The sequence below is a fragment of the Rheinheimera sp. B2H12 genome, from assembly GCF_059620065.1.
In genome coordinates this window covers 3,343,569-3,364,812 of sequence record NZ_CM184363.1, presented here as the reverse complement: position 1 = coordinate 3,364,812, position 21,244 = coordinate 3,343,569, and the positions used below count along the sequence as shown (strand labels likewise).

The window sequence follows — 21,244 nt, the reverse complement described above, 5'->3', positions numbered from 1 at the left end:
AAGGAAAAGACCATGAACAAACAACAATTAATCGCCGCTGTGACAGAAAAAATGACCATCAGCCATGACCGCGCTGTGAGCAAAGCAGACGTGACTGCGCTGCTGGATAGCCTGACCAGCGTGGTTACGGATGCAATTGCACGCGGTGACGAACCGGCACTGACCGGCATTGGTAAGTTCAAATTCAAAATGAAAGCCAGCCGCGTTGGCCGTAACCCACGCACTGGTGAGTCAATTGTGATCCCAGCGAAAAAAGCCGTGACCTTTACGCCAGCAAAAACGCTGCTGGATTCGATTTAAGCGAAACGCAGCCGGTTCGCCGGTTGCGTCTGCCAGGCGTCGTGGCTTGGTACTGATGAGCAGCGAAGGAGATAGGAATTGTCAGAACGTATTTTGCAAAAAATCAAAAAATTAATGGCTCTGGGCAAAAGTGCCAATCAACACGAGGCGGCCAACGCACTGCGCATGGCTCAAAAAATGATGGCAGAGCACAACCTGACCATGACAGACATTGAGCTGCAGGAAATGGGCAGCGAAACGGTCACGGACATCAACAGTAGCCAGAAACCGCCGCAGTGGGCAGTGTCATTAATCACTTTGGTCAACAGCACCTTTGGTGTGTTTTCAGTGCGGATATTTGGTTTTAAGCGCGTAAAAATCCAATTCAACGGACCGATTGATCGGGTCCAATTAGCTGGTTATTGCTATTCAGTGCTGAGTCGATTGCTGGTGAAGGCCCGCCGTGACTATCAAGCCGGTTTAAATAAGCGGCTGAAGCGGGCAACAACGGTTAATCGGGCAGATTTGTACTGCGAAGGTTGGATCCGTGGGGTGGCCAGTAATTTGCGTTCGTGGGCGCTAAGCCCCGAGGAAGCGAAGCTGATAAAGCTGTTCCGTGACAAACAGCATGGAGAACTGCCGCAGTTGGAAGGCCGCGACAGCAAAGATGTAAAGCGCGACAAGAACGCCCGCTGGGACGGCATCCAAGACGGCCGCCAGGTGAAAATCAATCAGGGCTTGGACGGCAATCACAGTGACCGGATCGGGCACTTTTAAGGAATGGTTATGGGACTTTGGGAATGGATTTTCTTATTCGTGATTGTCGCAGCAGCGGCTATCAAATTAGTACATAGCGGGAGCAGCGAATGATTACCAAGGCGCAGTGGGACCAAATTTCCCACTTTATGAAGGGCTTGTATAACACGATCGAGTTCGAACTGGATGGACGCAACATTAAAGTGACCAAAGCTTTTGTCAGTGAAAATAAAGTGGCATACGTCGTTTATATCGACAATCAACTTGCTCCAGGTATGGGTTTTCAAAACATGAAGAACTTTGACCCGTTCACTGAAAAGGTATGGCGTCGCAGAAGCAAAGCTGTTTATTCAGTCGCACGTGTCAAAGAGATTGAAAAGGCGTTTGGCAAGCGCGATGCCAAGAAACACTTTCCGAATTTACACAAGTCAAACGTCTGGTTTGACCCTTGTTTTACCACAGCATCAAGCGTTGTTAGCCAATTTAAGAAAAACCCTAACCTGGTTCTGAAAACAAATTTAATGGAGATATCCCATGCTGCATAAAGTGCTGGAAGCTGTTGAATCAAAAAACGCAATTAAAGCCATCTTGGCACATCAGAACCAAGCGTTTCGCTTAGCCAGTGGCGCTGTATTGCAACCTGGCACGCCGGAGCATCAGGGCTTTGTCGAAGGGCTGAAAGTCGCGGCAATGATTGTGGGTGCGGAGCCAATCCAATGACGCAAACGATCAGCAAATCTGTGAACAGCAAAGCGCATTTAATTAAGCTACTGCATGTAGCCAAAACCAAGCTGCAGATGGACGATGACAGTTACCGCGCCAATCTGGCAGCTGTTAGCAACGGCAAAACCAGCAGTAAAGAATTGACTATTCTGCAGTTGGAGGCGGCGCTGAGCCGCTTTCAGCAGCTGGGTTTTAAACCGCTGGCCACCGGCAAAAAGCGGCTGAGTCCATCCAGTAAAGCCCAGTCAGACGAGCGCAGTGTGATCCGCGCCGTTTGGCTGAATATGGCAGATGATGGCTTTATCCGGGATCGCAGTGAAACAGCGTTAAACCGCTATATTCAGCGCCAGACTTCACAAAAGAATGGTGGCATCGGTATATCAGAATGCACCTGGTTAAAACCTGATGATGCGGCATTTGTGATTAATAGCTTAAAGCTGTGGCACAAACGCGAAATGGTCAAAGTGCTGGAGGTATCACCACGCGCCCCAGGGAACCTGCGCCAGCTGAGTTATCCGGATGTGCGGGCACTCTTTAAAACATGCCGGGAGGCCGCTGTTGGACATTGATTTAAAATCACTGCCACACGGTCTGCGGGCAGTCTTTGAGCATCTGGACTTTGATTACGCTATGCGTGTTCTGCAGGAGTACCAGGGCCAGATGTTCTTTGTGCCCGAGAACCCAAACGACAGCCATGTGATTGTCCAGGTGTTTGGACAAAAGCTGGCTGACCATTGGGCGGAGCGGATGCCCAAAGCCCACTGGCAGGTGCCTATGGTCAGCAAAGTGCTGAAACAGGTGCGCAATCAGCGTATCTGCCGGGCGCTGGATAATCGCACTCACAACATTCAGCAGTTGGTCAGAAAGTACAAACTGACGCGCCAGCAAATCACCACCATTTATCGCGAACACCGCGCCGCAGAGCCTCAGCTGGGCTTGTTCTGATAGCCCAGCGCTTTCCCTTATTCCGCTTTTCGTAAAACACTTTACAGCGTAAGAAAAATCACAGACCTGATCTAATGGTGTCGCCACTTTACCAAGGACGCGCGACATGATCACAAACCCAATTCAGTGCCCGTTGGCACCGTCATTTAACTGGCATGAGTTAGTGCCAGAAAGTTATTACCGCAAGTTTGAAAAAACGCCAGAGAAGTTCCTAAACCTGTTCGATGACCGGGCACTGAAAACGCTGCAGGCGCTACGGGATGAGTTTGGACCTGCCACAGTCAACAACTGGGCTGTTGGTGGTTCGAATCAGTACCGGGGCTGGCGACCTTTTAATTGCACGGTTGGTGCAGTCCACAGCCAGCACAAGTTTGGCCGAGCTTTTGACGTCAACTTTAAGCATGTGACTGCTGAGCAAGCCCGCAAGTTTATCCTGGCCAACCCGCATCGCTTTCCACACCTGACCCGCATTGAGCGGGACGTCAGCTGGCTGCATTTTGATGTGGCGACCACCAACAGTGCTGAAGTGAAGGTGATTGCACCATGACGCCAGAACAAGAGCACAAATTATTCCATAGCGTGGGTTCCATTGAAGCAACCCAGCAAGCCATTTTGGAAGCATTACGCGCCCAACAGACGGCCATTCGTGAATCTGCAGCAACCGTGAATGAGCGGTTGGATCGGCTGGAAAACGATATTGACCGACGCTTTGTTGATATGCACAACCGGCTTAGTGCAGCTGAATTATTACAGCAGAACCAGGCCAATGAGCTATCAAGCCTGAAGGTAAAAATGGCTGGTTATGGCGGTGCTGCCGGGCTTCTGACAATGCTGGTGGCGGAGCTGGTCAAAGGAGCGCTGAAGTAATGGCGCACGCATCAGACATTAAAGACCGGGTGCGCGATGCCTATGTCAATAGCCTGCTGGCGCTGTCTGTTGCTGCGGCCAGCCATGGCGTCCCGGAAGGCACTGCGCGGCGCTGGAAAGCGGAGGCAAGTAGCCAAGGGGATGACTGGGATTTGGCGCGCACAGCAGCCAGGAGAGCCAAAGGCCCGGTGGGTGAGTTCACGGTGGATTTTGTGGAAGAGTTCAGTCTGCAGGTTGCTGCAACGTTCGAGCTTTTGAAAAGCGAGGGCGACAAGCTCAGCCTGGAGCAGCGCACCAAAACCCTGTCCAGCCTCACTGACATGATGTCCAAAGTGATGAAGGCCAGCGGCGGTAATACCAATATTGCAAGGCGTACCGTTGCGGCTGAGGTGATTAAGAAACTGGCCGAATTTGTCAGCAAACGCTTTCCAGGGTTTGCCCCGGAGTTTGTTGAAATCCTGCAAGCCTTTGGTCCGGTGATTGACCGTGAGATGTCAGAAAATGGCTGACATCAACAGTAAAGACTTTCTGGAAGAACTCGACAAAATCGCCGCCATGTTGCGGCGGGATATCGAGGCAAAAGCCCGCAAAATGGACCCCTCGCCAGAAGCTATCCGGGCACGCCGCAAACGGGTGCTGTCCGGTGATTTTCAGTTTTTTGTGTATACCTATTTCCCGCATCACATGTGGCTGGAAGAGGGCGCAAGCCCGTCTGAGTTCCAACAATACTTTATGGATTGGCTACCCAAAGCGCTGATGCTGAACAGCGGCTGGAAGCATTGGTATGTCGCGCCCAGGGGCGAAGCCAAATCAACGCTGGGCTGTAAATTAGCGCCGGTGTATGTCGCGGTATTGGCATTGTTAAATGATGAAGCTGTGTGTAAGGAAACGGGGTTAAAACCGCTGCCATTGCCCATTGATTACGTCATTTTGTTTGGCGCAGAAGCCAAGATGCCAGCCAAAACGCTGGAAGTGGTGAAAACCGAATTGCTGAGCAACAGCAATCTGTCGTTGGATTTTCCAGAACTATGCCAGCCGTCCAACCATTGGAAGATTGGTGAATTCACCACGGCGCAAGGCGTCCGGTTTGAAAGCCGTGGCGCGGATCAAGCGGTACGGGGTGCTTTCCATGGAGCCAGCCGCCCTAAGCTGTTGTTATCCGATGACATCATTACCGACTCGGAAGCCAAGTCACCCACCGAACGTGAATCGCGCTGGCGCTTTTTGGAAGCGTCGGTGCAATACCTGGGTCCACCAGATGGCAGCGTGAAGTTCTTAGGCGTCAACACGGTTCTGAACAGTGATGACCCCATCAGCCGGGCCGAGCATGCACCTGGGCATATCGTGCACCGCTTTAAAGCTATTGTGAATTTTCCAAACGATATGGACCGGTGGCGGACCTGTCGGGAAATGATGCTTCGTGATGATAAAGAGGCAGAAAAGGCGGCGGCCGCCGCTGGGGAGGCGTTATGTAAAGAAGATAAACCGTCGTTTAAATACTGGTTTAAACATAAAAAGGTGATGTCTGCAGGGGCGAAAACGAGCTGGCCCAGTGTCCGCAGTCTGTATGACTTGATGGCCATGTGGGCCAGCAATCCGCGTGAGTTTAACCGTGAAATGCAAGGCATTGCCAAAAGTGATGATGAGCAAATTTTTTACCGGTTTGAAATCTGGGTCAACCGGCTGGCTGACTGGATCCCCTACGGTGCCTGTGACCCATCCATGGGTAAAACAGCCACTGCCGACCCTAGTGCCTTTCTGGTGGGGTTCTGGTCACGCGAACTGAAGAAGCTGCACGTTGAATTTGAAAGCCGCAAGGTACGCGGTGCCAGCATGCTACTCAAAGACATGTTACGCGCCCAGCGCGAATACAACTGCCGCGTCTGGGGTTTTGAGAACAACAACGCCTTCGACTATATGCGAACGGACTTCAAAAGCCGCGCACTGGATCAGGGCATTGCACTGCCACTGCGAGGCGTAACCGCCACGATTAGCCAGGAAGAGCGCATCGCCGCGCTGGAGCCTTTTGTGACGGATGATCCCGCCCAAATCGCCATCCATGAAAGCTGCACTTTGCTTAAAGGCGAGATGGAAAACTGGCCTCAAAAACAAACAGAACACCACTTTGACTTGCTCTGCGGTCTTTCCATTTTATGGATGGTATCGAGTACCGGCATGGGCGGCATTCCAAATATCGGCAGCCGAAAAGTCACCAGCGGCATTCGAGGTTACACATCATGAGAAAACAAAAACAGTACCGGCAGCCTCAGCCTGCCGCCAAAAAAGCAGCGGTGAACCTGCAAACGGTATTCAGCCGGGTTGCAACGGATCCGCAAACATGGTCCTACCTGCGGGAGCTGCCAAACCCGGATCCTATCTTAAGAAAAGCCGGTAAAAACTCCGACATTTACCATGCCATCAGCCGTGACGCCCATGTTATTGGTGAGCTGCGCACCATGCGCGCTGGTTTGCTGGCCTTTCAGACGGAACTGGTGCCAGGTGGCAGTGATAAAGCATCTATGGATAGCTTTGAAGCCGCCAAAAAGCTGTTTAACCGCCCACCTAGCACCAATACGCGCTGGCAGGACTTTGACTGGCATCTGTATAGCGCGATTTTATTCGGTTTTTCGTCCGTGCATTTAGGCCCGTTCATCAAAACAGATGACCGCTGGCTGCCGCAATCTATTGAAGCCTGGGAAACGCGCCGATTTGTGTTTGACGCGGAGCATAACCTGCTGCTGAAAACCAAAGAATCGCCCCAGGGTATTGAACTGGATCCGCGCCGGTTCTTTTGTGTGCGTCACATGCCAAGCCCGGATAACGCCTATGGCGTGGCGCTGCTATCGAGTTGTTTCTGGCCATGGACCTTTAAACATGGTGGCTTCCAGTTTTTTGTGCAGCTGTGTGAGCGTTTTGGCGTGCCATTTCCCATTGGTAAATACCCGGTTGGGTCTGACCAAAAGGACATCGACAAACTACTGGAAGGCTTATCCATGCTGGTGACGGATGGTATAGGCGCGTTGCCTGATGATGCGTCTGTTGAAATTTTAGAGCGCAAAGGTGGCGGCGAACCTGTGCAGGCGCAGCTGATTGACCTGTGTAACCGTGAGATGTCCAAAGCGCTGACCAGCCAGACGCTGGCCACAGAGCAAAACGGCCAAGGTGCCCGCGCGGCCAGCGATACCCACGCCAGGCGCGCCAGTGAAAACCAAAGGGCCGATCGTGCCCTGGTGGTCGATGGCCGCAACCAAATCCTGCAGATATTGCACGGCGTCAACTTTAACGGCGGCGAGCCGCCGAAGTGGATTTTTAAAGACCGCCGCGAAGTGAATTCCGAAACCGTGAGCCGGGTTCGTGAAACCGGCCGCCTGGTGCCGGTCAGCAAGGAATGGGCCTACAACGAGCTGGGTGTCCCGGTTCCCAAAGAGGGCGAAGAGCTGCTGGAAGTGGTCGATGACGGCAAAGGTATTGCCACACCGGCCAAAGTGGATTTTTCGGCAAAGGATGATGAGTTCACTGGCTTTGATAGTGCCATTGATAAACAAGTCGCCGCCATTTTTCAGTTTGCGAAAAATGCCAAAGACCTGCAGGAACTCAGAACCCACATCGAACAGGCGATGCCCGGCATTACAGCCAGTGGCATTGCTGAAATCACGCGCCAGGCACTGACCCTGGAATACCTAAGTGGCATGAGCGAGGCCGACGATGGGCAGGAACTGGAGCTGGAGTTATCAAAAAGGTCGTGAGACCCGCATAAATGCAGAAATTGCCGTCATTGAAGGAGCCAGTCAAAGCGCTGTTGCTGGTTTGCACAGTCATGACGCGACGATGCAAGCATATTTTTTAAGAGGATGGGCCAGTGTCACGCTGGCCGAAGTGTACCGCGAACACCTGGCACGCCAGGGATTGTTAAAACCTAAACCACCAAGAGAAAACAAGGAATACTTATGGAACCAATAACCATTGCACTCGGTCTGGCCCGTTTAACCGGGTTGGATACTAAGTTAGGCCGCTGGATTGGCGGCGATAACGGTGCGGCTATCGCTGAAAAAGTGATGGCCACCGCCCAGGCAATTACTGGCGCTCAAACGCCGGAAGCTGCCCTACAAAAGCTTAAACATGATCAGCAACTGCAGATTGAGTTCAGCCGGGCCGTGATGGCTAATGAAACTGAATTGGAACGGATGGCCTATAACGACAGAGCCGATGCCAGGGCGCTACAAAAGGCGGCATTGGAGCAAGGCGACATCTTTGCCAAACGTTTTATTTACTATCTGACCATCTTCTGGAGCTGTTTTGCGGCCGGATACGTGACACTCATTACATTTACCACTATCCCGGAAACCAGCATCAGATTTGCCGATACCATCCTGGGCTTTGTGCTCGGGACCATTATCGCCAGCATCATCGCGTTTTTCTTCGGCAGTAGCCACGGTAATGAAAAACGTGGTGATTTGCAGGCGGTTGAAAAACTGCAGCAAGAAATCTACCGATTGACCAGTAAGGGCTGAAAATGACTGTTGAATTTGACCCGAAAAGTCAGGATTGTTTCTCTTTTGGTGCTCCAAATGTGCATTGGTTTTCATTGCTGAAAGTGGACGAAATTAGCCGTTTATTGGGTAATCCACCGCTCACAAACGATCCTCTGGATGTATCTGACGAAACAGCGAAGAGCTTGGCAAACGTGTTACGTGAAAAACAGATGGAATTACCTATTCCATCCAATCTGGATCTGGGTATGTATATAGAGTTTTTCGACAACTGCCAGGGCTTTACAACGTATTAATTTAAACGGGTTTAAACGGATTTAAACCCAACTTTAAACAGGTTTAAACATGCCATCACCTCAATACAGCACCACAATTATCCCGTTTAAAGAAGCCATCGACTTTCACCTGCAGAAGTTGCAAATACCGACTGAAGAATGGCGTGATATGCAGGGCGCAATTCATGCCAAAGCCTTTACTGTGGCTGGCGCTACGAATGCAGCGCTATTAAACGACTTGCACGAGGCTGTAACTGATGCAATTAGCAAAGGTGACACCCTGCAGGACTTTCGTAAGAAGTTTGACGCCACTGTGGCAAAGAATGGCTGGTCATATAAAGGTAAGCGCGGCTGGCGAACGAACGTTATTTACCAGAACAACAAAAATACGGCCAATGCTGCCGGGCGCTGGACTCAGCAGCAAAGAGTTAAAAAGACACGACCATACCTTTTATACACAACGGCAGCTGATACCAGGGTGCGGCCGGATCACAAGCGATGGCACTACTATTTATTACCTGTGGATCATCCCTTCTGGTTGACGCATTACCCGCCGAACGGTTGGAACTGTCGTTGCAAGGTTATATCGCTATCTGAGCGGGATATAAAACGGATGGGATTAAAGATAACAGAGCCTGCTGATGTTGATTTAAGCATGATTAAACATGCTGATACCATCACTGGTGAGATGGTCGATAAATTCCCTGGCGTGGATTTGGGCTGGGACTACAATCCAGGTGTTGCGTGGGTAGCACCAGATATCGCATTGGGTCGGGAATTAGCGAAGCTGCCGCCCACAGCCAGAAAAGCGACTATTGCAGCGGTTAATGAGCAAATGCAGCAACAAGTGCCACAATTTAGAGCTTGGCTGGCAAATATGGCCACTGAAACCCCGGAACGGGCATCAAAAAGCCGGGTGGTGCTTGGGCATATTCCGCCAGACGCAGTGACCACCTTATATAAGGCTAACGTCAAGGTACAAAACACGGCTGTTATGTTGTCTGGTGCCGTTGCAAACAGTATTGCCAGCAGCATGCCGGAAGCGATGAATGATGTGATGGGATTGCTGGCCAAAGCGGATGGCGCTCAGTATGACAGTGCATCTGGTGTACTGACGGTGCAAAGTGGCGAACGCCGACTCAGATTGGTGTTTGTTGTAGGCATCCTGCAACTTCTGGGGATAATTTAAAGACCTGGTGAACTTAGGTTAAAACGGGCTTTAAATGACGTTTAAAGAAGTGGGTTTAAACTTCGTTATTAAACTCAAAAGTCGGCGCGCGCGGACTTTTGACAACTTGATGGCAAAACGGGGTTTAAATCCACCTGTTCATTAAACGGATTTAAACTGAGAGGGTTTGTTCAAAACGGTATTTAAACCGATCCAAATCCTATCATTAAATGAACGAAACATCTCAGAATCTGGGTGGTTTTGAGAGGGTTTGTCCAAAACCATTCGTAGATCGCAAAACAGGGTAAAACCCCAAAGTCCGCAATTTATAAGCTCTTCGCGCCGTCGGGCCAAATTTTTCAGATCCAATACTGAACGACCCCCTACACCCGGTGACGGCTGAAATTGTTTTTTCAGAGTACAGTTGTTATTTTATTTTTGTTACGCCTGCGCGCTGAATTTTGCTTATCCTTACTTCCTGTAATGAAAGTCCTTATATTTAGCAGGGTACGGTCTGTTTATTTTTGGCTGTGAGGCTGGACCAGTTGCTTAAAATAGAGTACAAATGTGCGCTGAATTTTCGGAGGGGTTATGACTAATTTAAACGCAGCGCAGAACTCGCTGGCAACAACGCGCACGAAGCAGCCAGCTGGTGTACTGTTCTGGTTTGGCTGGTTCCTGCGCGTGTGGCAACAACTTTGCCGCATTCTGTTGGTGCAGCCGTCGCTCACTAGTTTTTTGGAACCTTTGATCCGGTTGTGGCAACCCGCCTATCGGGCGGGCTGGTATCGGGTACAGTGGCTGAGCTGTCAGCGCCATGGCCAGTTTTTGTTGTTGCGGTTAAAACCCTGCTGCCACTGGACTGGTTTTCTGCCGGGACAACATCTGACACTGATGGTCGAGATCAACGGCCGGGCTGTCAGCCGGACTTTTAGTATCAGCTCAGCGCTGCAGCAATTTCAGCAAGACGGCAGTATCACTTTATGTCTACAGATCCAGCCAGGCGGGCAACTGACATCTTTTCTGGCTGCTGCAATGTCAAAGCAACCGCAGTGTTATATCTCGGCAGCGACTGGCGATTTTGTCCTGCAGCAGCAACAGCAGCCCTTATTAATGCTGGCTGCCGGCAGTGGTATCACGCCTTTATTTGCCATGCTCAGCTCCATCACCCGGCTGACCCAGCCGTTGACGCTGATTTACAGTTCACGCGATGCTGATCCAGTGCTGGCGGCTGAGTGCAGCCGGTTGCAGGAAAAATTCCCGTTATTGCAGTTTATAAAGCTCAACAGTACGACGGCAGGTCGGCTCAAACCTGAAATGTTACTGGCCTGGGTACCGGATTTAGCCAAACGCCGTTGTTATCTGTGCGGTCCCACCGGTTTCAGCCAGCAATGGCAGCAATGGCTGCAACAGCAGGGCGTGCCGGAGCAGGCTATTTTGCAGGAGTCCTTTGGCCTGCAACTGACGGCAACAGGCGACGCGCAAAGCTTAGCAATTAAAACGCCGGGCGGCATTCTGCAAACCCAGAGTCAGGGCAACTTGTTGCAAAGCCTGGAACAAGCTGGCTTGACACCGCGTTATGGCTGCCGGCGGGGTATTTGTATGCAGTGTTTATGTCAGAAACAACAAGGGCAGGTCCGGAATCTATTCACAGGTGAGCTGTCTGGCAACGGCGCAGAATTGATCCAACTTTGTTTAACCGAAGCAGTGACAGCGCTGCAGCTTGATTTAACCAGCCAAGGCTGAGTAAAACCCGCAGAGCCGGAAAATCGTCAGTCGTTGCGGGTTGATAACAGCATATAAGAGAATTTGATGAAAACTTTATCACAATTTTTATCGGCCGATCAGGCCGATCAACTGGCCGCAGAGCTAGATCAACTGGCTGCCACCACCCGTGCTAGTTTGGGTGAGTCGGATGCGCGTTATTTACAACGATTATTAGTCGTGCAGCGACTGGCAGCAATCAGTGGCCGTTTGTTGCTGCTGGCCGGTTTCTGGTCGGCCTGGTGGTGGGGGCTTGGTGTGTTGCTGCTGGCGCTGGCGAAGATCCTCGACAATATGGAAATTGGCCATAATGTGTTACATGGTCAGTATGACTGGATGAATCATCCTTATCTGAACTCACGCAGCTTTGAATGGGATATTGCCTGTGATGCCAAATCCTGGCAAAGGACGCATAATTTTGAACATCACACTTATACCAACATTATTGGCAAAGACCGCGATTTTGGTTATGGCCTGCTGCGACTGAGTCATGATTTTCGCTGGCGGCTGCGCAATCTGTGGCAGTTTGTGACTTATCTGCTGTTAAGTACGTTGTTTCAATGGGGCGTTTCTTATCATGAGCTGGCCGCGCAGCGGGTATTTGCCGGCCGGAAAAAAGCCGACCGGCACAGTCAGATCAGCGATAGCGAGCTGAAAAAAGCCTTTTTCAGTAAAGGCGCCCGCCAGCTACTGAAAGATTATCTGTTGTTCCCATTGCTGGCCGGACCGTTGTTTTTACAAGTATTGCTCGGCAATTTGCTGGCCAATCTGATCCGCAACTGGTGGACAGCTACGGTGATTTTTTGTGGTCATTTTACTGCTGAGGTTTATACCTTCAGTGCCGAAGAATGCGAAGGAGAAAGTCGGGGTCAATGGTATCTGCGGCAGATGCTGGGTTCATCGAATTTTACCGGCCCGCGCTGGTTTCATATTCTGACCGGTCATCTTAGTTGTCAGATTGAACATCATTTGTTCCCGGATTTGCCAGCAAGCCGTTATCTGGAACTGGCGCCTCAGGTGCAGGCGATCGCGCAGCGTTATCAAATTCCATACCACAGTGGCAGTTTTATCCGGCAATACGGCACTGTGCTGGCAAGAATTTTGCGCTATTCGTTACCTGCTGCAGCAAGACAGACAACACCAGGTGTTGCCGGTTGATATTTGTCACAGTGGCGAGGCTGGAACTGATTATAATATTCTGATATTGATAAATTTTTTTGTATCAGATCTGGCTCTGCAGCACAATTGTCGCTAGTATCGGTGCAGCAGTAAATCAGCACCGCCAGGTCAGCGGCACGGGACATTCAGATGAATTATTATTCAGGTTTTTTATTAGGGCTGGTGCTGATTTGTTCCAGTCTTTTTTATGGCCTGGCCTTGACCCATGGCGAGAAAAAATACCTGCCTGGCAGCTCAGTGCTCGATGGTAGCTGGCGACTGCTGGAATTGCGCCAGTTAGCGTTGGATGGCTCTTTGTTATCAACCCAGGATGCCAGCCAGTTAAAAGCTATCAAGGTGATAGCCAATCAGCATTTTAGTATGGTCAGTCAGTCAACCGGCGGGCAATTGCCCACAGCGGCAGCTGGTCGTTTTGCCATTGATGGCAGTCAGTATCAGGAATGGCCTGAACTCAGTTCCGAAGCCTTCAGCAATGAGGTCCGCAGCTATCAGTGGAGTCTGGAAAATGGCATCTGGCGCCAGCAAGCGATCACAGGGCCGCAGATCACAGAACTGGTCTGGCAACTGGTTGAAGTTCAGTAAGCGGCAGTGAAGTCCGCTGCAACAAATTCTAAGTTACTCTGTAAATTACAAAAAGATGCACTAAGCTTGCTTTGAACAGACTTATCCGGACAGTCCAGTCTGGGTTGACCACTCAATGAGGCAGCTTATGAACATTCAAATTTTGCTGTGTAGTTGTGCTTTGTTATTGTCTTTGGCCGGTTGCAAACCTGCGCCAGAATCCGCGCCCCCCGCCACTGCGCCTGCGTCTGGTGCTGTTCAGCCGGTAGCTGAGACTTCAGCCGCGCCTGTTGTGGCTGACGTGGTTGCACCTGTCGCCTGTAGTTTCCGGCTTGGTTTTGAAGCCTGGGAACCTTATCAGTACGTTGGTATGGAACAAAAAGCCGCCGGGCTCGATATTGAATTGATCCAGGCGATTGCGGATGAGATGAAATGTCAGTTGGAATTCCGTCAGGGCAATTGGACTGATTTAATCAGTGCGCTGAAAAAGGGCGAACTGGATTTGTTGCCAGGCGCTTCCAAAACTGCGGCCAGAGAAAGTTTTGCATATTTCTCTGATCCTTATCGCAATGAGAAATTTGTGTTGTTTATCCGTTCAACCGATACCGCTTTGTCGCAGTATGCCACCCTTGCAGAGTTATTAGCCGCCGGGAAAAAAGTCGGCATCGTCAGTGATTATTATTATGGCGAAACTGTGGCCGGCTTTTACAACGATGACAACCTGAAAGCGGCTTTTATTGAATCGCCGCTGAGTGAATTGAACTTAAAACGGTTACAAGATGAAGAAATTGACGCCATGTTTGAAGACAGTCTGGTCGGAGGTTCGATGCTCAGACGTAAGGGGCTGGCCGGTCAGATTGGGCAGCACAGCATAGATTTAGGTCAGAGTGACGTCTACCTGATGTTCAGTAAAAATACCGTCACTGAAGCCCAGGTCGCAGCATTTAATCAGGCGTTACAGAGTATCCGGCAAAATGGCAGTTATCAGGCGATATTGGCGAAATATCAATAACCTTCAGGCGAAGTGGTCACCAAATTGCCGCTGTAATAAGGAACGGGTGAAGCTGCTTTTTAAGTAAAAACCGCGCGGCAGGGTCTGAATTGGTTGACCCTGACTGCCGATTGCGGCGGTCAGGGCTTTACTATTGGCAGCCTTTGGCCGCAGTTGCAGTACTTTGCCGTGGGCGCCATGGATCTGATCAATGCCACCGAGCACGATGAATTCCATCAGTTCTTCCCAGTCCTGTCGCAGCAATGCCTGTTGTTCAGCATCCGGTCGCCATAAAAATGGCTGGCCTATCACACGCTCTGCCAGGGGAACCTGGCGCTCAGCCCAGATAGGGACCCACAACACCTGTTGTAATTTACGACAGACCCAGGACGTTTCCCAGCGCTGACCAGCGACATCTGTCAGTGGCGCCACACAAACATAAGTACTCTCCAGCGGTTTGCCTGCGGCATCGACGGGAAGTGTTTTCATTTCCACGGCCAGATGCGGAAAATCCGGCTCTGCTTTGCTGCCGCTGCTGGCGCCGAGTGCCAGTTCCAGCAACTGGCCAACTATGCCTTTATCCCGGGTTAAGTTCGCCGGCAGTTGCACTTCTAACCGGGCCGCGATTTCGCCCAGGGTAAAACCGGCCAGAGCCTGGGATCTGCTGATTAATTCTGCAATGTCGGCAGGGGGTTTTGTTTGCATGTCAACCTCAGATTTACTTGTCGGCAAACTAACATTTTTTTTAGATTTTAACTGGTTATTTCGTGTGCAATTGAACTTATGCACAGTGAAAACTGAGTTTTCGTTCGGTGGATTTGATTCTAACGTCATGATTTTTAAATAAATGATAATTTTAGAGCAGTTGCTTTATTCAGCATAAACAAAGTTATTCAGGGATAAAAACATGGATACACACAGATTTATCTACAGGGGCTGTGCAGAAGTGCACAATGCCTGGTGGTGAATCGTTATATCTGTGGATAACTATTGTGAAGCTGTCGATAAATACCGTTTGCTGTGATCGCGACTTTATGAAAGAATCTTTTCATACGCTGTTGTGAATTAGCCAGAGGTTAGTGTGATCGATGCCGAAGGTTTTCGGGCCAATGTCGGCATAGTGATTTGTAATCACCAGGGACAGGTGTTTTGGGCTCGCAGATTTGGCCAGCATTCCTGGCAGTATCCACAGGGTGGTATTGATGACGGAGAAACTCCGGAACAAGCCATGTATCGGGAATTAAATGAAGAAGTCGGATTATTGCCGGCAGACGTTGAAATTGTGGCGGTGACCAAACACTGGTTGCGCTACAAACTGCCAAAACGACTGATTCGTCGGGATTCCAGCCCTGTGTGTATCGGACAAAAGCAAAAGTGGTTTTTGCTGCGTCTGACCTGTAAGGATGAAGATGTCAATCTGTTAAAAACGACACATCCGGAATTTGATGACTGGCGTTGGGTCAGTTACTGGTATCCGGTGCGTCAGGTTGTCGCTTTTAAACGGGAAGTTTACCGTAAAGTGATGAAAGAGTTTGCCCCGGTCGCTTTGCCATTTATTCGTCGTGAAGTTAAAAAGAAATAATTCCCGGATGCCCTGCATCCGGGTTTGCGAGGGGATGTTATGCTGGGTCAGCTCAGGCGTATTGTACAGGATGTTGCGCAAGAACCTGCGTTGGCCAAAGCATTGGCTGGCCTGGTCAGTAACGTTAAGCATGCGCTGAACACTGAATGCTGCTCAGTGTATCTGGCTGACTATCAGCAACAACATTTTATGCTGATGGCCACTGACGGGCTCAACCCGGATGCGATTGGCCAGGTGTCGATTGGTTTTTCCGAAGGTTTGATTGGTTGGGTTGGCCAGCGGGAAGAACCGATTAATCTGGCGCATGCCCAGACTCATCCGCGGTTTAAAGTGACACCTGAAGTCAGTGAAGACTGTTTTTCCGCCTTTTTAGGCTGTCCTATTATCCACCATCGTAAAGTGTTGGGGGTGCTGACGATTCAGCAATCCGCCTCCCGGGTGTTTAGCGAAGACGAAGAATCTTTCCTGGTGACCCTGGGCGTGCAGCTGGCGTCTGTGCTGGTGCATGCCGAGATGCGTCAATTGGCCAGTCAGGGTTCCAATCAACAGGTGCATGTCGGCCAATTGCAGGGCTTGATTGGTGCTCCAGGCATTGCCATTGGTGAAGGCTTGGTATTACAGCCAGCCAGCGACTTTGATGCCATTTCGCTACAAAAAACCGATGATCCAGAGCGTGAACTCTCCAGATTTTACCGGGCGGTAAAAGTCACCAAAGCTGAATTTAACCGCTTGGCCGATCGGATGTCCGGTCATTTGCCACCGGATGCGCTGGCCATTTTTGATGTCTACCATCAACTGTTGGATGCCGCCAGTCTGGGCTCTGAGATTGAGCAGCAAATTGCCGATGGCTGGTGCGCCAAAAGTGCGCTAAAACGAGTGGTGGAAAAATTTGCCCGTCAGTTTGACGACATGGACGATGCTTATTTACGTGAGCGTGGCACCGATATCCGCGATTTAGGTCAGCGCGTACTGAATCACCTGCTGGATACCGAACAACGTCATTACAAGTTGGCGGAAGCTGTGGTGCTGGTGGCGGAAAATGTCACTGCCACTATGCTGGCAGAAATTCCCAGACAACAGCTGGTTGCAGTGGTGTCATTAAAAGGCTCAGTCAACTCGCACGCCGCTATTATGGCGCGTGGTCTTGGTATTCCGGCTGTGATGGGGGTGGATGAACTGCCGCTGATGCAATGGCAGGGCCAGCGCTTGATTGTGGATGGTTATCAGGGTCATATCCTGGTGTCGCCGGCCGAGGCGATTTGTCATGAATACCGGCAATTGATCAGCAAAGATGCGGAGCTCAATGCCCGTTATCTGGCCGAATTGCATCTGAATACCCATAGTGCCTGCGGTCAGAGATTTAATCTGATGGTCAATTCAGGCCTGGCGATTGAACTGGAAACCAATCAGTCTGATTCTACCGATGGGGTTGGCCTGTATCGCACTGAATTTCCTTTTATTATGCGCAGTCGCTTCCCGACAGAGCTGGAGCAGGTGGAATTATACCGCAAAGTGCTCAGTGGCTATCCGGGTAAACCTGTGGTGATGCGCACCTTAGACGTGGGCGGTGATAAACCACTGCCGTATTTGCCGATTTCGGAAGAAAATCCTTTCCTCGGCTGGCGGGGGATCCGGCTGACACTAGATCATCCGGAAATTTTTCTGGTGCAGATCCGCGCTATGCTCAAAGCCAATATTGGTGAAGGCAATTTGCATATTTTGCTGCCGATGATTTCCGATTTGGCCGAAATTGATGAATCACAACGGCTGATCCGACAAGCCTGGTTTGAAGTGGATGATGAATTTAACAGTGAAGGCATAGTACCCAAACCCAAAGTCGGGGTGATGATTGAAGTACCTTCCATTATGTATCAGTTGCCGGAAGTGGCGCGCAAAGTCGATTTTTGCTCGGTCGGAACCAACGATTTAACCCAATATCTGCTGGCGGTGGACCGGAACAACCCCAGAGTCGGTAATCTGTATGACGCCTTACATCCGGCGGTATTGCGGGCTTTGCATCAGTTAGGTCAGCAGACGCAGGGCTTGCAGCTGCCAACCAGCATTTGTGGTGAACTGGCGGGTGAGCCGGTCGGTGTGCTGATTCTGGCGGCGATGGGTTTTCAAAGTTTCAGTATGAACCAGCGCAATCTGGCGAAGATCAAATGGTTGTTACGCCGGATTGATCTGTCTGAGTTAAAATTATTGTTGCCGGAAATTCTGGCTTGTCAGTCACCAAAACAAGTCAAACTGCAGGTGCAACGTTTCCTTGATCAGAAACAGTTGTTAAATCAGCTCAGGGCTTAGCTGGCAGTGCTGCCACAAGGAATGGCACAGCTGTGTGACGGACGTTTTTAGTTTGCAGATTTGAAAAAGCATCTGCGGGTGTTATGCTACTGCGGTTTTTTGATTAAAATCAGCACAAGGCCTGTCCATGTCCAGCAGTTATTTTGTCTTCCCCCAGATCGATCCGATTATTTTCAGTTTAGGCCCGCTCAGCGTGCGCTGGTATGGCCTGATGTATCTTATTGCGTTTTTGCTGGCCAATTGGCTGGCCAACCGAGCGGCCGATAAACCCGGCTCCGGTTGGACGCGCGAGCAGGTCAGTGATCTGATGTTTTATGGCTTCCTCGGCGTGGTGCTGGGTGGACGTATTGGGTATGTGCTGTTTTATCAGTTTGGCGCCTGGCTGGATGACCCGGCGTATTTGTTCCGCATCTGGGAAGGCGGTATGTCTTTCCATGGTGGCGTGCTGGGTGTGCTGACCGCAATGGCGCTTTTTGCCAGAAAAACCGGCAAAAACTTTTTGCAACTGGGTGATTTTGTGGTGATTTTATTACCCCTTGGCTTAGGTGCCGGCCGGATTGGTAATTTTATCAATGCCGAATTATGGGGCCGTACCACAGATGTGCCTTGGGCTGTGTTATTTCCTAATGCCGGTGCGTTACCGCGACATCCATCGCAGCTGTATGAGTTTTTGCTGGAAGGTTTAGTCTTGTTTGCCATGTTGGTGTTGTACCGTCGCCAGCAACCACCGGCCGGTGCTGTCGGTGGTTTGTTCCTGCTCGGTTATGGTTGTTTCCGCTTTTTCGTTGAGTTTTTCCGCGAACCTGATGCGCATTTAGGCTTGTTGTCACTCGGTATGTCGATGGGGCAGTGGTTGTGCGTACCGATGATCCTGACTGGCTTAGGTTTGATCATGTGGGGTTATCAGCGCCGTGCACGAGGAGGCATCTGATGAAACAATATCTGGATTTGTGTCAACGTATTGTTGATGAAGGTGTGTGGGTCAAAAACGAGCGCACAGGCAAGCGTTGTTTAGCTGTAATTAACGCTGATCTGGAGTATGACGTTGGAGCAAACGAGTTTCCGCTAGTCACCACGAGAAAGAGCTACTGGAAAGCCGCAATTGCTGAGCTCCTGGGCTATTTACGCGGATATGACAATGCCGCTCAATTTCGAGCCATAGGCTGTAACACCTGGAATGCCAATGCCAACGAAAACGCAGCTTGGCTCGCTAACCCGCGCCGGCAGGGCGAAGATGACATGGGACGCGTCTATGGTGTGCAGGGACGTCGCTGGCGCAACTCTGAAGGGCAAGAAATTGACCAGCTTCGCAAGATCTATGATGACCTGCGCAATAATATCGACGACCGCGGTGAGATCCTGACATTCTTCAACCCTGGCGAATTTGAGATGGGTTGCCTGCGTCCTTGCATGCACACGCATACATTTTCTCTGCTCGGAGATACGTTATTCCTCACTTCTTCGCAGCGTTCCTGTGATGTGCCACTGGGCCAGAATTTTAATCAGATCCAGGTGTTTACTCTACTTGCTCTGATGGCGCAAATTACTGGCCATAAAGCTGGCAAAGCCTATCACAAGATAGTGAACGCTCACATCTACGAAGATCAGCTTGAGTTGATGAAGAACGTACAGCTAAAACGTGACCCCTTCCCAGCGCCTAAGCTTCACATCAACCCTAACATTAAGAGCCTTGAAGATATTGAAACCTGGGTCACATTGGATGATTTTGAAGTTGAGGGCTATCAGTACCACGATCCGATTGCTTATCCATTTTCCGTGTAAGTAAATCTGCAGTTAAAGCATAAACAGAATTACCAGGCATTTTCCGTCTGGTAATTTGCTCTGCGATACATTTTGTTTGAACAAGATTTCCGTCGCGTTCACTTTCATGACTGCGACGACTATGACAACATAATGATTTAAATTACGCCTGTTTAAAGAAACCATACGCTAAAAGCGAACGAGCAACCTCCCTCAATAGTTGTAGGTTGTCCCATGGTTCGTACCACCTGTGAATCGGTTTTAATGTCGCTTGCTCAAGGTGCACTTTCCGTACAAAAAATAACACGCTTTGCGCAGCTGTGTTTCATAAGCTTTACAGCCAGTAGGACTAGATTTTATATGAATTGATTGGATAAGGTTAATAACTAGATTTATTCCCATAGCGTGCTAGAACACTATTCATCTACTAACATTGTGCGGGTTATGACCGTAAGCGACTGGAAGCGGAGATTCGATATGGAAATGGAATTTTTAATTTCATCTTATATCAATTATCTGATTATATTTCTTGGAAGTTTTTTGGCTATTCTTGGACTTTATATAGATAAGAACAGCACTCACTTTAAATGGATTGCTCCCTTGTTTATAGCATTAGTCGTGCTTTTGGGAGCATCTCAGGCATTAGATTCGGTGAAGTCAGATGGAGAATCAACTGAGAATAAAGAGCAAATATCAAGACTTTTAAAGTTAGTAGATAACTCATCCATTTCAACATTAAGAACATCGGCGTACCTTACCGACATATTACTGTCTCAACCTAAAATACTACGTGATTTTGGTTTAACTGAAGAACGAGCAGGAAAACCCTTAGACCAGGTCTCGACTCATGAATTAGTGACCGGCGGGATAATTGATGCAAATAAATACAGGATGCAGTTAATAAGTCGCAGGCCACCGTCAGAGAGACTAGCAACCAAAATATGGTATTACAATAAGGAGATGGATCAGCCTGAGCTGACTCAGGCACTCAAGGAAATTGGTTTTACAGTTGAAAATAAAATACCAAAAAGCAATCAAGCTAATGACCTGACCAATGCTGTTTGGTACGGTCCAGATACAAACCTGGATGATTATAAAGCTGTAATTTTAAGTCTGATCAGGGCGGGTATTCAGATTCGAAGATTAGGGCCAGCATGTAACAATCTTGAGTTAAAGAAAGGTATTATTGAGATTGGTTCAAGTGATGATGCGCAAGGTCATATAACTGGTATACAAAAACCAGTTATAAGTGTAGAAAAAATAAAATCCGCTATCCAATTCGAGGATATTAATGATTTTAGTTTGTCAAATTGCAACAAGACGTGAATCCCCACCCGCAACAAATTTACATCTAAAACTAATCCATACATTTTTAATCAATCCCGCGTGACTCTGGCAGCAGGATGTCTGTTGTTAGATGTGACCCTTTTAATGGTAATAAAGTATGCGTAACACCGTGAGCGTAACACCAACCCCACATTCCCCAGTTAGCTAAAGCACCATACGCTGTTTGCATCATTCACCAAGCAAGTTTTTTTATGATCCGCAGAACCTCCGAACAATGGCTGGGGCTGTTTGACCAGCACAAAACCAGCGGTC

Annotated in this window: 25 protein-coding genes and 1 other RNA gene; 25 read left to right on the top strand and 1 reads right to left on the bottom strand. The window is 49.6% G+C overall.

Features of this window, described 5'->3' with window-relative positions:
• Window positions 1-12: 12 nt before the first annotated feature.
• The 20 genes from AC53GJ_RS14485 to AC53GJ_RS14390 all read left to right on the top strand — a co-directional run bounded on the left by AC53GJ_RS14485 (window position 13) and on the right by AC53GJ_RS14390 (window position 14,019).
• Window positions 13-300 carry an HU family DNA-binding protein gene (locus AC53GJ_RS14485; RefSeq protein ID WP_496728682.1) on the top strand — a complete coding sequence of 96 codons (288 nt, stop codon included), beginning with the start codon at window positions 13-15 and terminating at the stop codon, window positions 298-300.
• Window positions 299-369, top strand: an RNA gene (locus AC53GJ_RS14480) — hammerhead ribozyme type II. The genes AC53GJ_RS14485 and AC53GJ_RS14480 overlap by 2 nt, the downstream gene beginning before the upstream one ends.
• A 9-nt stretch (window positions 370-378) precedes the next feature.
• Window positions 379-1,056: a DUF2786 domain-containing protein gene (locus tag AC53GJ_RS14475; protein ID WP_496728680.1), complete on the top strand. Its 678-nt coding sequence runs from the start codon at window positions 379-381 to the stop codon at window positions 1,054-1,056.
• Window positions 1,057-1,145: 89 nt separating this feature from the next.
• Entirely contained in the window at window positions 1,146-1,580 is a 435-nt protein-coding gene (locus AC53GJ_RS14470; protein ID WP_496728678.1) for a hypothetical protein, read from the top strand.
• Complete coding sequence (locus tag AC53GJ_RS14465; protein WP_496728676.1) at window positions 1,570-1,755, top strand: hypothetical protein; 186 nt, start codon at window positions 1,570-1,572, stop codon at window positions 1,753-1,755. The genes AC53GJ_RS14470 and AC53GJ_RS14465 overlap by 11 nt, the downstream gene beginning before the upstream one ends.
• The gene (locus tag AC53GJ_RS14460; RefSeq protein WP_496728674.1) at window positions 1,752-2,327 is read left to right on the top strand and encodes a gp16 family protein; all 576 of its coding nucleotides are present in this window, start codon (window positions 1,752-1,754) and stop codon (window positions 2,325-2,327) included. The genes AC53GJ_RS14465 and AC53GJ_RS14460 overlap by 4 nt, the downstream gene beginning before the upstream one ends.
• Window positions 2,317-2,703 carry a Mor transcription activator family protein gene (locus AC53GJ_RS14455; RefSeq protein WP_496728672.1) on the top strand — a complete coding sequence of 129 codons (387 nt, stop codon included), beginning with the start codon at window positions 2,317-2,319 and terminating at the stop codon, window positions 2,701-2,703. Before AC53GJ_RS14460 ends, AC53GJ_RS14455 begins: the two co-directional genes overlap by 11 nt.
• Window positions 2,704-2,809: 106 nt before the next feature.
• Window positions 2,810-3,250 (top strand): hypothetical protein, encoded by a 441-nt coding sequence (locus AC53GJ_RS14450; protein ID WP_496728670.1) that lies wholly within the window; start codon window positions 2,810-2,812, stop codon window positions 3,248-3,250.
• Window positions 3,247-3,570, top strand: a complete 324-nt coding sequence (locus AC53GJ_RS14445; protein WP_496728668.1) for a hypothetical protein — start codon at window positions 3,247-3,249, stop codon at window positions 3,568-3,570. The genes AC53GJ_RS14450 and AC53GJ_RS14445 overlap by 4 nt, the downstream gene beginning before the upstream one ends.
• 29 nt (window positions 3,571-3,599) lie before the next feature.
• Complete coding sequence (locus AC53GJ_RS14440; RefSeq protein WP_496728667.1) at window positions 3,600-4,079, top strand: DUF1804 family protein; 480 nt, start codon at window positions 3,600-3,602, stop codon at window positions 4,077-4,079.
• Entirely contained in the window at window positions 4,072-5,811 is a 1,740-nt protein-coding gene (locus AC53GJ_RS14435; protein ID WP_496728665.1) for a hypothetical protein, read from the top strand. The genes AC53GJ_RS14440 and AC53GJ_RS14435 overlap by 8 nt, the downstream gene beginning before the upstream one ends.
• Window positions 5,808-7,316, top strand: a complete 1,509-nt coding sequence (locus tag AC53GJ_RS14430) for a phage portal protein family protein (RefSeq protein ID WP_496728663.1) — start codon at window positions 5,808-5,810, stop codon at window positions 7,314-7,316. The genes AC53GJ_RS14435 and AC53GJ_RS14430 overlap by 4 nt, the downstream gene beginning before the upstream one ends.
• On the top strand, window positions 7,276-7,530 hold the full coding sequence (locus AC53GJ_RS14425) for a hypothetical protein (RefSeq protein ID WP_496728661.1): 255 nt from the start codon (window positions 7,276-7,278) through the stop codon (window positions 7,528-7,530). Before AC53GJ_RS14430 ends, AC53GJ_RS14425 begins: the two co-directional genes overlap by 41 nt.
• Window positions 7,518-8,081 carry a hypothetical protein gene (locus AC53GJ_RS14420; protein ID WP_496728659.1) on the top strand — a complete coding sequence of 188 codons (564 nt, stop codon included), beginning with the start codon at window positions 7,518-7,520 and terminating at the stop codon, window positions 8,079-8,081. The genes AC53GJ_RS14425 and AC53GJ_RS14420 overlap by 13 nt, the downstream gene beginning before the upstream one ends.
• A 2-nt stretch (window positions 8,082-8,083) precedes the next feature.
• Window positions 8,084-8,356, top strand: coding sequence for a hypothetical protein (locus tag AC53GJ_RS14415; protein ID WP_496728657.1), 273 nt, complete (start codon window positions 8,084-8,086; stop codon window positions 8,354-8,356).
• 181 nt (window positions 8,357-8,537) lie between these two features.
• Complete coding sequence (locus AC53GJ_RS14410) at window positions 8,538-9,524, top strand: phage head morphogenesis protein (protein WP_496728655.1); 987 nt, start codon at window positions 8,538-8,540, stop codon at window positions 9,522-9,524.
• Window positions 9,525-10,094: 570 nt separating this feature from the next.
• The gene (locus AC53GJ_RS14405) at window positions 10,095-11,249 is read left to right on the top strand and encodes a flavin reductase family protein (protein ID WP_496728653.1); all 1,155 of its coding nucleotides are present in this window, start codon (window positions 10,095-10,097) and stop codon (window positions 11,247-11,249) included.
• A gap of 66 nt (window positions 11,250-11,315) precedes the next feature.
• Window positions 11,316-12,425, top strand: a complete 1,110-nt coding sequence (locus AC53GJ_RS14400) for a fatty acid desaturase family protein (RefSeq protein ID WP_496728651.1) — start codon at window positions 11,316-11,318, stop codon at window positions 12,423-12,425.
• A 150-nt stretch (window positions 12,426-12,575) separates the two neighbouring features.
• Window positions 12,576-13,028, top strand: coding sequence for a hypothetical protein (locus AC53GJ_RS14395; RefSeq protein ID WP_496728649.1), 453 nt, complete (start codon window positions 12,576-12,578; stop codon window positions 13,026-13,028).
• 127 nt (window positions 13,029-13,155) lie between these two features.
• The gene (locus AC53GJ_RS14390) at window positions 13,156-14,019 is read left to right on the top strand and encodes a substrate-binding periplasmic protein (RefSeq protein ID WP_496728647.1); all 864 of its coding nucleotides are present in this window, start codon (window positions 13,156-13,158) and stop codon (window positions 14,017-14,019) included.
• Between the two features lie 3 nt (window positions 14,020-14,022).
• On the opposite strand, the gene mutH is transcribed toward AC53GJ_RS14390, so the two are convergent.
• Window positions 14,023-14,703 (bottom strand): DNA mismatch repair endonuclease MutH, encoded by a 681-nt coding sequence (mutH, locus tag AC53GJ_RS14385; RefSeq protein ID WP_496728645.1) that lies wholly within the window; start codon window positions 14,701-14,703, stop codon window positions 14,023-14,025.
• Window positions 14,704-15,079: 376 nt separating this feature from the next.
• Between mutH and rppH the strand changes: the two genes are divergently transcribed.
• The 5 genes from rppH to AC53GJ_RS14360 all read left to right on the top strand — a co-directional run bounded on the left by rppH (window position 15,080) and on the right by AC53GJ_RS14360 (window position 20,971).
• Window positions 15,080-15,580, top strand: a complete 501-nt coding sequence (gene rppH, locus AC53GJ_RS14380; protein WP_496728643.1) for an RNA pyrophosphohydrolase — start codon at window positions 15,080-15,082, stop codon at window positions 15,578-15,580.
• A gap of 39 nt (window positions 15,581-15,619) precedes the next feature.
• Window positions 15,620-17,884, top strand: coding sequence for a phosphoenolpyruvate--protein phosphotransferase (gene ptsP / locus AC53GJ_RS14375; RefSeq protein ID WP_496728641.1), 2,265 nt, complete (start codon window positions 15,620-15,622; stop codon window positions 17,882-17,884).
• A 127-nt stretch (window positions 17,885-18,011) separates the two neighbouring features.
• Complete coding sequence (gene lgt / locus AC53GJ_RS14370; protein ID WP_496728640.1) at window positions 18,012-18,815, top strand: prolipoprotein diacylglyceryl transferase; 804 nt, start codon at window positions 18,012-18,014, stop codon at window positions 18,813-18,815.
• On the top strand, window positions 18,815-19,666 hold the full coding sequence (locus AC53GJ_RS14365) for a thymidylate synthase (protein ID WP_496728638.1): 852 nt from the start codon (window positions 18,815-18,817) through the stop codon (window positions 19,664-19,666). Before lgt ends, AC53GJ_RS14365 begins: the two co-directional genes overlap by 1 nt.
• A gap of 456 nt (window positions 19,667-20,122) precedes the next feature.
• Window positions 20,123-20,971 carry a hypothetical protein gene (locus AC53GJ_RS14360; RefSeq protein ID WP_496728636.1) on the top strand — a complete coding sequence of 283 codons (849 nt, stop codon included), beginning with the start codon at window positions 20,123-20,125 and terminating at the stop codon, window positions 20,969-20,971.
• Window positions 20,972-21,244 lie beyond the last annotated feature (273 nt).

What these genes read in the sequence shown, in the direction of transcription:
- AC53GJ_RS14485 (WP_496728682.1), top strand. Translation starts at nt 13, where the DNA reads ATGAACAAACAACAATTAATCGCCGCTGTGACAGAAAAAATGACCATC.
- AC53GJ_RS14470 (WP_496728678.1), top strand. Translation starts at nt 1,146, where the DNA reads ATGATTACCAAGGCGCAGTGGGACCAAATTTCCCACTTTATGAAGGGC.
- AC53GJ_RS14465 (WP_496728676.1), top strand. Translation starts at nt 1,570, where the DNA reads ATGCTGCATAAAGTGCTGGAAGCTGTTGAATCAAAAAACGCAATTAAA.
- AC53GJ_RS14460 (WP_496728674.1), top strand. Translation starts at nt 1,752, where the DNA reads ATGACGCAAACGATCAGCAAATCTGTGAACAGCAAAGCGCATTTAATT.
- AC53GJ_RS14450 (WP_496728670.1), top strand. Translation starts at nt 2,810, where the DNA reads ATGATCACAAACCCAATTCAGTGCCCGTTGGCACCGTCATTTAACTGG.
- AC53GJ_RS14445 (WP_496728668.1), top strand. Translation starts at nt 3,247, where the DNA reads ATGACGCCAGAACAAGAGCACAAATTATTCCATAGCGTGGGTTCCATT.
- AC53GJ_RS14435 (WP_496728665.1), top strand. Translation starts at nt 4,072, where the DNA reads ATGGCTGACATCAACAGTAAAGACTTTCTGGAAGAACTCGACAAAATC.
- AC53GJ_RS14430 (WP_496728663.1), top strand. Translation starts at nt 5,808, where the DNA reads ATGAGAAAACAAAAACAGTACCGGCAGCCTCAGCCTGCCGCCAAAAAA.
- AC53GJ_RS14425 (WP_496728661.1), top strand. Translation starts at nt 7,276, where the DNA reads ATGGGCAGGAACTGGAGCTGGAGTTATCAAAAAGGTCGTGAGACCCGC.
- AC53GJ_RS14420 (WP_496728659.1), top strand. Translation starts at nt 7,518, where the DNA reads ATGGAACCAATAACCATTGCACTCGGTCTGGCCCGTTTAACCGGGTTG.
- AC53GJ_RS14415 (WP_496728657.1), top strand. Translation starts at nt 8,084, where the DNA reads ATGACTGTTGAATTTGACCCGAAAAGTCAGGATTGTTTCTCTTTTGGT.
- AC53GJ_RS14405 (WP_496728653.1), top strand. Translation starts at nt 10,095, where the DNA reads ATGACTAATTTAAACGCAGCGCAGAACTCGCTGGCAACAACGCGCACG.
- AC53GJ_RS14400 (WP_496728651.1), top strand. Translation starts at nt 11,316, where the DNA reads ATGAAAACTTTATCACAATTTTTATCGGCCGATCAGGCCGATCAACTG.
- AC53GJ_RS14395 (WP_496728649.1), top strand. Translation starts at nt 12,576, where the DNA reads ATGAATTATTATTCAGGTTTTTTATTAGGGCTGGTGCTGATTTGTTCC.
- AC53GJ_RS14390 (WP_496728647.1), top strand. Translation starts at nt 13,156, where the DNA reads ATGAACATTCAAATTTTGCTGTGTAGTTGTGCTTTGTTATTGTCTTTG.
- mutH (WP_496728645.1), bottom strand. Translation starts at nt 14,703, where the DNA reads ATGCAAACAAAACCCCCTGCCGACATTGCAGAATTAATCAGCAGATCC.
- ptsP (WP_496728641.1), top strand. Translation starts at nt 15,620, where the DNA reads ATGCTGGGTCAGCTCAGGCGTATTGTACAGGATGTTGCGCAAGAACCT.
- lgt (WP_496728640.1), top strand. Translation starts at nt 18,012, where the DNA reads ATGTCCAGCAGTTATTTTGTCTTCCCCCAGATCGATCCGATTATTTTC.
- AC53GJ_RS14365 (WP_496728638.1), top strand. Translation starts at nt 18,815, where the DNA reads ATGAAACAATATCTGGATTTGTGTCAACGTATTGTTGATGAAGGTGTG.
- AC53GJ_RS14360 (WP_496728636.1), top strand. Translation starts at nt 20,123, where the DNA reads ATGGAAATGGAATTTTTAATTTCATCTTATATCAATTATCTGATTATA.